11 protein-coding genes are annotated in these 12,418 nt (G+C 29.7%); all 11 read left to right on the top strand.

Annotated elements, in window-relative coordinates; genetic code table 11:
- The first annotated feature begins 8 nt into the window (after positions 1-8).
- The 11 genes from CCY98_RS03140 (at position 9) to CCY98_RS03090 (ending at position 12,373) form a co-directional block, all read left to right on the top strand.
- A complete protein-coding gene (locus CCY98_RS03140; RefSeq protein WP_112057145.1) occupies positions 9-743 on the top strand; it encodes a hypothetical protein in 735 nt (244 codons plus the stop codon).
- Between the two features lie 10 nt (positions 744-753).
- A complete protein-coding gene (locus CCY98_RS03135) occupies positions 754-1,473 on the top strand; it encodes a hypothetical protein (protein ID WP_112057144.1) in 720 nt (239 codons plus the stop codon).
- On the top strand, positions 1,470-1,982 hold the full coding sequence (locus CCY98_RS03130; protein ID WP_112057143.1) for a hypothetical protein: 513 nt from the start codon (positions 1,470-1,472) through the stop codon (positions 1,980-1,982). The genes CCY98_RS03135 and CCY98_RS03130 overlap by 4 nt, the downstream gene beginning before the upstream one ends.
- A 104-nt stretch (positions 1,983-2,086) precedes the next feature.
- Positions 2,087-2,731 (top strand): hypothetical protein, encoded by a 645-nt coding sequence (locus CCY98_RS03125; RefSeq protein ID WP_146743780.1) that lies wholly within the window; start codon positions 2,087-2,089, stop codon positions 2,729-2,731.
- Complete coding sequence (locus CCY98_RS03120; protein ID WP_112057141.1) at positions 2,728-3,837, top strand: HP0729 family protein; 1,110 nt, start codon at positions 2,728-2,730, stop codon at positions 3,835-3,837. Before CCY98_RS03125 ends, CCY98_RS03120 begins: the two co-directional genes overlap by 4 nt.
- A gap of 183 nt (positions 3,838-4,020) precedes the next feature.
- Entirely contained in the window at positions 4,021-4,899 is an 879-nt protein-coding gene (locus CCY98_RS03115; RefSeq protein ID WP_112057140.1) for a YafY family protein, read from the top strand.
- A 91-nt stretch (positions 4,900-4,990) separates the two neighbouring features.
- The gene (locus CCY98_RS03110) at positions 4,991-6,301 is read left to right on the top strand and encodes a radical SAM protein (RefSeq protein ID WP_112057139.1); all 1,311 of its coding nucleotides are present in this window, start codon (positions 4,991-4,993) and stop codon (positions 6,299-6,301) included.
- Positions 6,298-6,948, top strand: coding sequence for a hypothetical protein (locus CCY98_RS03105; RefSeq protein WP_112057138.1), 651 nt, complete (start codon positions 6,298-6,300; stop codon positions 6,946-6,948). Before CCY98_RS03110 ends, CCY98_RS03105 begins: the two co-directional genes overlap by 4 nt.
- A 384-nt stretch (positions 6,949-7,332) precedes the next feature.
- Positions 7,333-8,586 (top strand): TolC family protein, encoded by a 1,254-nt coding sequence (locus CCY98_RS03100; protein WP_112057137.1) that lies wholly within the window; start codon positions 7,333-7,335, stop codon positions 8,584-8,586.
- On the top strand, positions 8,583-9,320 hold the full coding sequence (locus tag CCY98_RS03095; RefSeq protein ID WP_112057136.1) for an efflux RND transporter periplasmic adaptor subunit: 738 nt from the start codon (positions 8,583-8,585) through the stop codon (positions 9,318-9,320). The genes CCY98_RS03100 and CCY98_RS03095 overlap by 4 nt, the downstream gene beginning before the upstream one ends.
- Positions 9,320-12,373, top strand: a complete 3,054-nt coding sequence (locus CCY98_RS03090; protein WP_112057135.1) for an efflux RND transporter permease subunit — start codon at positions 9,320-9,322, stop codon at positions 12,371-12,373. The genes CCY98_RS03095 and CCY98_RS03090 overlap by 1 nt, the downstream gene beginning before the upstream one ends.
- Positions 12,374-12,418: the final 45 nt, after the last annotated feature.

The raw sequence follows: 12,418 nt of genomic DNA, 5'->3' as shown, positions 1-12,418 counted from the left end.
GGGTGATTATGGGTTTTTTTGATTTTGTATGCGATGTTTGCAGTGCTGCTTGGGAAGGAGTTAAGGCTGTTGGTAGAGGCATTGGATCTTTACTGGGGTTTGGCGTAAGAGATGGAGGTCCTTATGATAGAGATAATGCTAGCATGGAAGAGACTTTGCGTGTTACAAATAATTTGAATGAATTTAAAAGCAAGGCAGGCAATAGGGCTTCGTCTATAGAAGACGAGCTTAGAGAAAAATGTGAAGCTGTTTTTGATACTTTGCTTGATGAAGTAGAAAAGCTAAATCAAAAAGAATTTGGTGCTCTAAAACTAAATTTAAGCATTAAAACGCTTAGAGCAAATAACAGAAAAACTCTAAGAAATATAAAAGGCACAATTAAAAATGAGCTTTTGCCAAAGGTGAGTATAGATAATGCAAAATGTAGCGAAATTTTAAAAATACATAATGATAAAGACAGACGCAAACAAATGGATGATTTTATCTATAAAACTATGATTAATTCTATTAAGACTCTAAAAAAACGTGTTATAGAAGACACTTGGGATAGTTTAGAAAATATCAAAGAAGGATTACAAATTAGCTTTGATAGGATTAAAGGAATAAATGAAAGAAAGTTGCAAGGTTTAGAAGATTTAAAAAGATCGGAAAATGATGCGAGAGAAAGAGAAAAAGCGCAAATTAAACTAGCTTTAAATATTTGTCTTTCCAATCTTGCACTAAATAAATTAAAAAACACATAAAGGAGAAAAAGTGATACCTATTCCACCAATGATAATTCCTTGGCTTAAAAAAGCTGCAATGGTGGCTTTAAAATACCTGCCAGATGCTATAAGATTATACAAAAGTGGAAAAAAAGAAATCCAAGAACTAGCCAAAATAAGGGCTTTAAATGCAAAAACAAGCTTTGAAGAAGAAATGCGTATTGGCACTTCTCTTACAAGAATTAAAAATGAAGTTTTAGATAATTCTTATAAAATTCAAGAAGGAATTGATGATTTTATAGAAGAGTATTTTGATAACCTAAAAGAGCTTTTAGAAGATAAAAACATAACAACTTCGGTGCTGGATAGAAGCTATTCTAAATGTTCAAGGGAGATTAAAAGTGTTTTTAAAAGTACATTGAATGAAAAAATCAGCCTAAGCAATGATAAATGGAAAAATGCTCTAAGCATAGAAAATAACCAAAACAGACAAGAAAGCATAGAAAGCTTAACTAATGAAGCAATATCTTGTGCCTTAAGATCTTTAAAAAACGAATTGGTGATAAATTTTAATGAAACTTTTGCCATCATTAGTGAAAAGATCAAAGATAAAAACGACTCAAAGCTAAGTATCATCGAAAATAAAATTCAAGAATTAGAAAAGCTTAAAAGCATACAAGAGCTTGATAAAAAACAATTATTGCAAATAGAGCTTTTGAGTAATTTATCTTTTCAGAATATAGCTTTGAAATTTTTGGAGCAAAGATGAAATATTTTATTATAAGATGTAACAATGCAAATACAATTAAACAAGGCACTTGTTACTATCATAATCTTAGGTTTTCTAGTTTAAGATTTACACTTGAAGGTAAAAAACTCTTGAATTTAGAGAAAAAATACAAAAAGAATCTAGCAATTTTAGAAGAAATTACAGAGAATTTTTTAGAATCTTATTTTTCTAAATTTTACCCTAAAATCAAGCTAGAAGTAAAACAGAATTTTTTGGATTTTAAAATTTTTATTTGCCATAAAGAATGGCTTGGTGGTGATGATGATGATATTATGAATAAATTTTTTAAGTTTGAGCTTAAAAAAACACTAATTATAAAAGTTAGAAGAATTTTAAAAGATAAAATTAAAAAATTTAAATATAAGCTTGAGCAAATAAAATTACAAAAAATACTAAGGCTAAAGTTATATAAAAAACTTAAACAAGAAAAACAATACAAAGACTTTTTGCAAGAAAAAGCTTTATTGATTTTAAAGGAGAAAAAATAATTATGTGTTATCAAGGAATGTTTCGGGAGTTTTCTCATAACCATCTACTAGTAGGACAATTTACCAGAGATGAAGAAGGAGAATTTCTTAGCAATGAAGCAAATGTGGAAATTTTAAATTTAATCAATGATTTAATTATATTTTTAGATGAAATAAATTATTTAAAATTAGATGAAATTCTACAAATAAATTGCGGGTGCGATGAATATGTAAAAATTTTAAAAAATAAAGAAAATAGCGGAGTAGATATAGAAAATTTAATCGGACTAGTAAAAGATTATATAGATCTTTATCCAAGAATTGGGAATGATGAAAAAAGCAATTATAGGATTATAGGAGAAGATAATCTTAATACCTTTAAGGAAAAAATAATTTCTTATATGTATTTTTTATGCAGAGAAAGTGATAAAGAAGTGCTAGTAGAAAAGCTAGATGCTTACAATAAAAAAGCCTTAGAGCTTTGTGCTAATGTAGATGAGATATTTTCAAGACTTGAAGAAAGTTATATAAAAGCTAGTGATCTTGAAGGTTTTACAAAAAACCATGAGAGTGAAATTAGGTTTTTAAATGATTTTATCTTGCAATTTATCGTTTTATTTGAGTGTTTTAGTGTAATAAATTATCTTTATTTTACAGACTCGACTCTAAGAGAAAGAATCCGTAAATATAATAAATTTTTTAATGAAATAGATGAAAAGCTTGATTCTTTAAGCTTAGAAAATAAAGAAAATTTGAGCGAAATTGAATGATTGTGAAGCAAAATCTCTTAATTCTCTATAATCCTTACTATCAGCAAGATGTTATAAAATTGCATTTGGAAATTTTGCTAGACAAAGGTCAGGTAGCATTTGGCAAGGTAGAATCCAAGCTTAAAGAATCTAGCGGGGAGATAGAGCTAGATAAAAATCAAAAGTTAAATAATGAGTTATTGCAAGAAGTTTGTGAAAATATCTCTCCTAGTAATCCTTTGCAACTTTTCTTAAGCGATTATGCAAATTTATTTGTTGCAAAGGTAATAAAAGCAAGTAAAGAAGTAGATGAAAATATTGTTCCAAAATACTATCAAGAAAAGAATCTAAAAGTGGAAGATTATTTCTTAATCACAGATTTAAGAGAATTGGTAAGAGAAAATTTCACACTCTTAAGGGATAAATTTTTGGCAAATTTTATAACCGCAAATAATCACACTTATGCCATTTATGGAAACAATTATATCTATCCTTTAGTAGTCAAACAAAAAGAAGAAATTAATTATTTTTATGATGAAACAAATAAATATTATCTAAGTGTCTATAAAAATCAAGAATATTTAAAAATGCAAGAAAATTTTATACAATTTATCTTTGGCAAAAGGTTTTTTTATGCGCTACATCCTGATAGCATCAATAACCTTATCCTAGCAGAGCTAGAACTACAAGAAAACTTAGAAAATCCACTTTATGACTTTACTTCAATAATAGTAAAATACTCTAAAACTATAGAATATGAAGTATATGATTTTGCCAAAAAAATATTTTCAAAACTTATCGAACGGAATTCTCATCTTTTGTCTATAAGTTATAGTGTGCAAGGAAGGGAATTTGACTTTAAGCAGTTTTTCATCAGCAAACCTAATCTTGGAACAATTAAATTTTTATTTAAAAATAAAGAAATTCAAGAGCTTTTAGACAAGGATATAAAAGGCTTTATCAATTATGAATTTAATAAAACCTTAGATAAATTTCAAATAATACGAAATCATGCAGTGCATACAAAATCGCCCACTTTGGAACAGACGCTAAAAATTAGAAGCCTAATTTTAGGTATAGAAAATACTAGCATTTTAAAACGCGCATTAGAGTATAAATTCAAATAAAAAGGATAAAAATGATAAGACCAAAGCCTTTTCTTAAAAAATGCCCAAAGTGCGGAAAAATGTTTTTTTGTGCTCCTAAGAGCGATTGTTTAAATCCAAGTGATTTTTTCTGCGATAAGTGTAGTGGCAAAAAAGATACAAGCTTGATAAGTAAAATTATTTCTGTAATTAAAAAGGTTTAATATGACCCACGATAAACTTGCAGTGCGTTTAGCACAAATTTTAATGCGTTTTAATGATGGGGGAAAGTTTAGTTTAGAAGAGTTAGCAAGTGAGTTTGGCGTAGATATTAGAACTATACAAAGAGATTTAAACCAAAGACTTTCTTTTATGCCTATCAAAAAAGAAAATGGCAAGTATTTTTTGGAATCTTTTGTTCTTGGTAAGCTTAGTTTTAAAGATATACAAAATTTTGCTATGTTAAGCGGGATTCAAGAGCTTTATCCAAAACTGGATAAGGATTTTATAACAGATTTGCTAAACTCTAAAGTAAATAGCGTTTTTATGGTAAAAAATGAAGGCTTTGAAAAAGTGAGTTATGAATTATTTGAATCCATAAGTATAGCTATTGTGAAGCATAATGTTTTGAGTTTTGTCTATAAAGATAAAGATAAGAATCGTGAGGTTAATCCCTATAAGCTTATTAATAATAAAGGGATTTGGTATGTTTTAGTCGATGAAAAGGGCAAGTTAAAGCATTTTGCATTAAGCAAGATAAAGAATCTAAAAATTACAAAGCAGAATTTTACCCCACAGCAAGAATTTTTACAACAAATCAAAGAGGATGCAAGCATCTGGCTTAATGCGACCAAAGAAGCGACAATCAAGCTAGATAAAAAGGGAAAAGATTATTTTTTTAGAAAAAAATTATTTGAATATTGTGAAATAGTAGATGAGGATGAAAAATATTTTATTTTGAATGTGCGTTTTTCTTATGATGATGAGCTTTTAAATGTGGTAAAACAATGGATACCTTATATAAAGATTCTAAAACCTTTAACATTAAAATCAAAACTTGAAATGATGTTGAAAGATTATTTAGATTTTAATCAAGAAATTTAGCATTAAGATTACCGATTTTTAAGCAGTCTTTAGCTTGATTTATTTATTTTTTTGTAAAATCACCAGTTTATTTTAATCAAGGAGATTATTTTTGGATTATAAAATTTTTAATCAAACTAGTATTTTAGAAAAGGATTTAAGTTATTATTTTCATAATTTCTTTAATGGTATAGGTGTAAATGTCGATAAAAAATACATAAAACAAATCAAAGATAATACCATTATTTTCAGTGATGATTTTAAAAAAGAAGATGTTGATTTTTTGATTAAAAATTATTTTATAAATACAAGTTTTGATAAAAAAATATATCAAGAACATTACCAAGCACAACTAAAAAAAGAACAAAATAGCTTACATTTAATCCTTTTGCCAGCAGGTTGTGCTTGTAATTTTAATTGCGTTTATTGTTATGAGAATCACAATGATAAAACAAGATTTTCATCTTTGCATAGCGATCAAATTTACATGGTTTTACAAGAAAATAAAAACAAGCAAATCCACATAGAGTATTTTGGCGGCGAACCTCTTTTAAATTATAATTGGATTATAAATTTTCAAGAGAAAATTCAAAATATAAAACATTCGGCTTCTATGACTACCAATGGATACTTATTGACAGAAGATAAATTTAAAAATTTAATAGATAAAAATATAAAAACATTTCAAATCACCATAGATGGCACAAAAGAAACTCATGATAAATTAAGACCTCTAACAAATAAACAAGGAACTTATGAAACTATACTAAATAATCTTAAAGAAATTAGTAAGCTGCAGGATAATTTTAATATTATTTTGCGTTGCAATTTTAATAAAAGCAATTCTGGCAACGAACCGAGAGAGCAATTTTTCAAAAATATCTCTTTTTTAAAAAATGATTTTAGATTCAGTTTGATATTTAGGGCTATTGGCTTGTATTCTAGTGCAAATAATAGGGTCACAAAAGAAAACTTAGCAGCATATTATGATGATAAAGAGAATATAAAACACACTTGGGAAATGCAAGCATTAGAAAGTGGATTTTTATTGGGTGATATATCTTTGTATACGCAAATTGGTGGGATGATTTGTTATGCTTCAAAGGCTTCAAATTATACTATAAATCCTGACATGAAAATACTAAAATGTACCATAGCATTAGAACAAGATTATAATTATTTCGGAAATTTGAACAATGGTTTGAGATTGAATAAAGAGAAAATTAAAAATTGGAAAGAAAATATAGAATTTTCTGAAACTTGTGAAAAATGCTTTTTCTTTTTTCAATGTATGGGTAAAGCTTGTGTGCTAAAAAACTTTATTAGTCAAAGAAAAATTTGTCCTATAAAACCCGAAGATGAAAAGTTAATAATAGAAAAAATCATAAAACAAAAAGAACTTCTAAAAAGGAAATTAACATGAAGCAAATTTTTAATTTTTCACAAAATGATTTGATTTTAGATTTAAAAATAAAAGCAAATATAGAAATTTTAAATACCGAAAATAATGCTTTTGTGGATTTTCAAAGCGATGATGAAGGTTTAATTATAGAGTGTGATGAAAAAAATATGCTTTCTATCGTAAATTCTAAAAAATTGAAGGGTATAAAATCATTAGAAAGTTTTTTAAATTTTATACAAGAGAGCATAGTAGAAAAAGAACAAAATGTATCTGATATTAAAATTTATATGCCACAAAATAGTAATTTAACGCTAAAATCAAACAAATCACAATTGATAATAAAAGCTTCATTAAATAAATTTGAAACAAAAATCAACACAGCAAATATAAATATTTTAGAATATATAAAACAATGTCATATTAAAGCAAATACACTAAATTTTAGTAGTGAAAAAGCATTTGAAAGGCTATATTTAAAAACAAATTCAGGAATTATAAAATTAGAGGCAAATAAAGAAACATTAAAATACGAAATCAAAGCAAACAATGCAAATATAAACATAAATAAAAATGATTTTGATGGTGTTATCGTGCAAGATAATAGGATAAATTCTCAAAATGAAAAAATCATAGAAATAAAAAACAATGGTTTTACAAACATATCTTAAGAAAGGAGGTAGTATGCAAGTAGATTTAAGTATAGAGCAAATCATGCAAGCTAGTGCTGATACGATTTGCGCAGGAGATGTTTTATGCGGTTCAAATTGGACAACTTGTTTTAGTTAAATAATAAAGAGCATATTTTTGCTCTTTATTGGGGGCTTAATAATTCTAATTGATATTGCAAAAAATTAATTTTTATAAATTCAAGTATTGTTTTGACATAGCTTTGACTTTGTGTTTAAGAGTGAAAATATTTTGTTTTGAATATTTGTTTTTCTTGTTGAGATAATTTGTTAATGAAAGTTTTATTTTGGAGGATTTTTAGATACAATTCTTGAGAAATTGCATAGGAATATTTTCAATAGAATCTTGATAATCAAAGGGGAAAAATGTCAAAAAAGATAATGTCTTTAATGGTTTTTTGTCTTTTTTGTATAGATATATCTGCAAATCCTCTAAAATCTCTTATTATTAATGCTAATAATAATCCCCTGCTAGAATCAAAAAATTACCAAACTCAAGCCCTAAAGGAAGAAAAAAAGGCGCTTTATTCTGGATATTTGCCCAAAGTTGAAGTGGGCTATGCCTATCAAAATATCAATAATCCAGACCTTTTTTATCCCAAAAGCGTAAATGGACCTTTTGTTGAAGCTTCTTGGCTTTTGTTTGATGGATTAAAAAGAGAAGGGAAATTTTCGATTCAAGACCATAAAATCAAAGCTTCTGAATTTTCTGCCTTAAGCACGAAGCAGCAGATTTTTTTGAAAATCATTCAAGAATATTTTCAAGCCCTAAGCCTAAAATCAAAACGCAAAGCACTTTTAAGCCAGCAAAATGAATTAGAACAAAGCATTATCAAATATCAGACTTTTTTTGAATCTGGACTTGCTTCACAAGATACGCTAGAGGCGATTAAATCGCAGTTCGCACAAAATTCTTATCAATTAGAAAATATTGATTTAGCTCTAGAAGCTCGTAAAGAACAAATAAGTCTTTTAAGCGGAGTAGAGAATTTTCTTTTAGATGATTTGGTAAATATTAAAGAAATTTCTGCTCAAACACCACAAAAACAAAGGGCAGATTTACAAGCACAATTCCATTATGTCAAAAGCCTAGAAAATGTTTCCACGCAATACACTTATTTGCCAACCATTGCCTTAAGCAATCGCTACACAAACTATCAATACCATAATCGCAATATTCCAATGCTTCCTTTTCCTATTTCTATTGAAGATCCTAAGTATCAAAATATTTTTGGGGTTAGTGTTTCTTTTGTGTTATTTGATTCTTTTGCGACACTAAAAGCCAAAGAATCAGCCCATTTACAAGCCTTAGCAGCTAACTTTGAATACGCTCATCAAAAAGATTCTCAAAAAAGGGAGCGCATCATCGCCCAAAGTGCCCTTGAAACTGCAAAAGAAAAAATTCAATGGGCTTTTTCTGCACTCACTTCTGCTTCCATAGCCTATACTTATGCAAAAGAAAAATTTAATTCACAATTGATTGACTACACACAATACCTAAAAGCACTTTCAAATCTTTTTAACGCACAATCTTTTTATGATGAAGCGCGTTTTGATTATGAGATTAAAAAGGCAGAATTTCTTTATTCTAATGGTGAGAATCTAGAGGAGTTTTTATGAGGCAAATTTTAATCAGTATTTTATGTTTTTTGCCATTATTTGGAGAGGGGATTTATGCGACTTTTAATATCCAAGCTACTCAAAGTGCCACTTTAAGTTTAGCTAGTAATGGCGTTATAGAAGAGATTTTTGTAGAAGTGGGAGATTTTGTTGAAAAAGGGGAGAAATTACTCACACTTAAAGCAAAGGATTTGCAAGAAAATGTGAAAATTGCCAAGGCAACTTTGGATTCTGCTAGAATTGAATATAATTTTTTAGAATCTCAATACAAGCGTTATCAATCCTCTAAAAATGTGATTGATAAAAACACTTTTGAAAGAATACAATCTCAATACCAATCTAGTCTTTATGCGTTTAAAAAAGCACAAGCTAACTATGATTTGCAAAAAGAGCTTTTGGATAAAACTATCCTATATGCCCCCTTTAGTGGTGTTATTAGTAATAAATTTGTTGAAGTGGGTGATGGTGTGGGGGCTATTTCAAGCAAACTTTTTGTATTAGAATCCAAGCAAAAAAAGGCAATGATTGAGTTTGATTCGCAGTATTTTAGTCAAGTCAAAGTTGGTGATAAATTTCAATACAAACTCCAAAATATTGCACAAAAAGACCCTTTAATTCTCACAAAAATCTATCCTAGTATTGATATGAAAACCAAGAAGGCAAAAGCAGAGGCGCTCTTAAAAAGAGATTTGCCCTCTGGAATCTTTGGTGATGGTTTGATTTTGGGGCAATAATGTCAAAAATAGCAATAGAGCGACCCATTGCAACTTTAATGTTTGTTTTGGCGTTGATATTTTTTGGTATAGATGCTCTAAAAAGACTTAGTGTTTCACTTTATCCTAATGTTGATATTCCTGTGATTACCATTACCACGCTTTATCCTGGGGCTAATCCTGAGATTGTTGAGAGCAAGGTAACAGAAAAGATTGAAGAAGCCATTAGCGGGATTGAATCGCTAAAGAAAATCACTTCTAATAGTAGCGATAGCGTGAGCGTGGTGGTTGCGGAGTTTGAGCTAGAAAAGCCCCTTGAAATTGCAGCTAATGATGTGCGCGATAAGGTGCTATCTGTTAGCTTTGGAAGTGAAGTGAAATCTCCTGTGGTTGAAAAATTTAATGTTGGTGGTGCGCCTATTATTTCGCTTTTTGTATCATCTAAAACTCCAATTACCAATGAAAAAGAACTTTTAGAAATAAATACGCATACAAATTGGAATATTAAGCCTTTGTTACAACGTATCAAAGGCGTGGGCAAGGTTAATTTGGTTGGATTTTTAGAAAGAGAGATTAAAATCATACCTAATCCTACTTTGCTCAATCAATACAACTTGACTTATTTGGATTTAACAAGGGCTATTGGCGCACAAAATGTAGAAATTGATGGAGGCAGAATCATCGCTAAAGATAAGGAATGGAAGATTCTCACACAAGCTGATTCTAATAATTTAAAAGAATTAGGTGATATTCTTGTGGGAGATAATATTAAGCTAAGTGATATTGCTAAGATTGAAGATTCTACAGAAGAGCAAAGAAGCTTTGCAAACTTGCTTTCTAAAGATATTCAAGGCAGTGGAATCTTGCTTGAAATACAAAAGATTTCAGGGGCAAATGAGATTGAAATCACAGATGCTATTAGAGAGATTCTGCCAAGTTTGCAAGAAAGTAGCCCAAAATACAATTTAACGCTTTTAAGAGATACGACTACTTATATCAAAGACACGATTTGGGCGGTGGAGCTTGATTTGATTTTGGGTGCATTTTTGGCAGTTTTTGTAGTGTTTTTCTTTTTGCGTAATGTTTCAATGACTTGGATTGCAAGTTTGAGTATTCCTGCTTCTATTATGGGAACTTTTGCGTTTATGTATTATTGGGGTATGACTTTAAATCTCACAACATTAATAGCAATTACTTTGGCAATTGGGATTATTATTGATGATGCTATTGTGGTAATTGAAAATATTTATAAAAAAATTGAAGGAGGAATGTCGCGTAAAGAAGCAGCATTAATGGGGGTTAAGGAAATTATTTTTGCACTAATAGCTATTTCTGCAATGCTTTTGTCAGTTTTTGTGCCTATTGCAAATATGGGTGGAATCACGGGACGATTCTTTGTTTCTTTTGGTATTAGTCTTGGTGCTTGTATTATTATTTCTTTTTTTGTGGTTATTACCTTTATCCCTATGTTAAGCTCAAGGGTTGCTAATCACACACAAAGCGCTTTTTATCTTCAAACAGAGAAATATTTCAAGGCTTTAGAATTGCTATATGTGCGGATTCTTAAATGGGTGTTAGCCCATAAAGCTTTTGTGATTTTAAGTATTGTAAGTATTTTTGTGGTTTCACTCCTTTTGATTACGCGACTGGGAGTAGAGTTTTTGCCCTCAGAAGATAAGGCAGAATTTGATATTAATCTCACTGCTAAGCCTGGAATCTCGCTAGAAGCAATGCAAAAACAAGCTTTGGCTATACAAGAGCGATTAAATCAAGAAAAAGAGGTGGAATATAGCATTTTAAAGATTGGTTATACAGCAGAAAAAAAGATTTATGAAGCAAAAATTTATGTGCGTTTAGTGCCTTATAATAAAAGAGAAAGAGATTTGCAAGAAGTAATGCAGTTTTTAAGAGGAGTTTATGCAGATTATACAAAGCAATTTGATTTAGAAATTGCTTTAATTGAGATTCCTCAAATTAGCTTAGGAGAAGATGATTCGCCACTTCAATTAGCACTTTATTCACTAGATAATACTGCTTTGCAAACAAGTGTGGAGAGAATCACTAGCTTTATGGAGCAAAGTGGAAAATACAAAGATATTCACACAAATATTAAACCCCAAACGCCACAATTAGAAATCACTATCAACCGCGCTTTGGCAAGTCAGTATGGATTTGGCGCTCAAGAAATCGCTTTGGTAATCAATGGTGCTTTTAGTGGTGTGCAAGAAATTTCTTATTATCGTGAAAATGGCAAGGAATATAATATTGTGTTGTTAGCCCCCAAAAGAAATCAAATAAAAGACTTAAAAACTCTTACCTTACGCAATGCAAAAGGAGAAAATGTATTTTTAGAAGGGATTGTGGAGATTAAAGAAGTAGGGGGAGTTACTACAATTAGGCATTATGATAGGCAAAAAAGCGTGATGGTGTATGCTAATTTAGCAGAAAATATCAGTTTGGGTGAGGCTACAAATTTTTTGGAAGAAAATAAAGATTCTTGGTTAGAATCTGGCGTCCATTATAAGATTGAGGGTTATGCTAAATATATGCAAGAAACTAATGAAGCTTTTGTTGTGGCAATGACTATGGCGTTTGTTTTGATTTATTTTATTTTAGCAGCTTTATATGAATCACTCATTCAGCCTTTAATTATTATGATTACTTTGCCTTTGAGTTTTACAGGGGCTTTTTTGGGGCTTTTTATTAGTGGAGAATCGCTTAGTTTGTTTAGCATTATGGGGCTTATGCTGCTTATGGGACTTGTGGGTAAAAATGCAACTTTAATCATTGATGTGGCTAATGAAAAACACAGAGGGGGTATGGAGTTAGAGAATGCTATTATTAAAGCAGGGGAAACTCGGTTGCGACCAATTTTAATGACAACTATTGCAATGATTTTTGGAATGTTGCCTCTAGCCTTAGCAGGTGGTGCTGGAAGTGGGATAAAGTCTCCTATGGGAATTGCTGTAATTGGTGGTTTGCTAGTATCAATGATTCTTAGTTTGCTTGTGGTGCCAGCATTTTATCGATTATTATCTCCACTTGATGAAAAACTAAGAAAATATTATCGCTAAAATAAAATTTTAGTAGATTCTTTTGGAATTTAGTAGTATAATGCT

It is taken from the genome of Helicobacter sp. 11-8110 (assembly GCF_003288905.1).
Lineage (GTDB): Bacteria > Campylobacterota > Campylobacteria > Campylobacterales > Helicobacteraceae > Helicobacter_D > Helicobacter_D colisuis.
The sequence above is the reverse complement of the archived record's forward strand: the minus strand, read 5'-3'. Positions and strand labels throughout refer to the sequence as shown.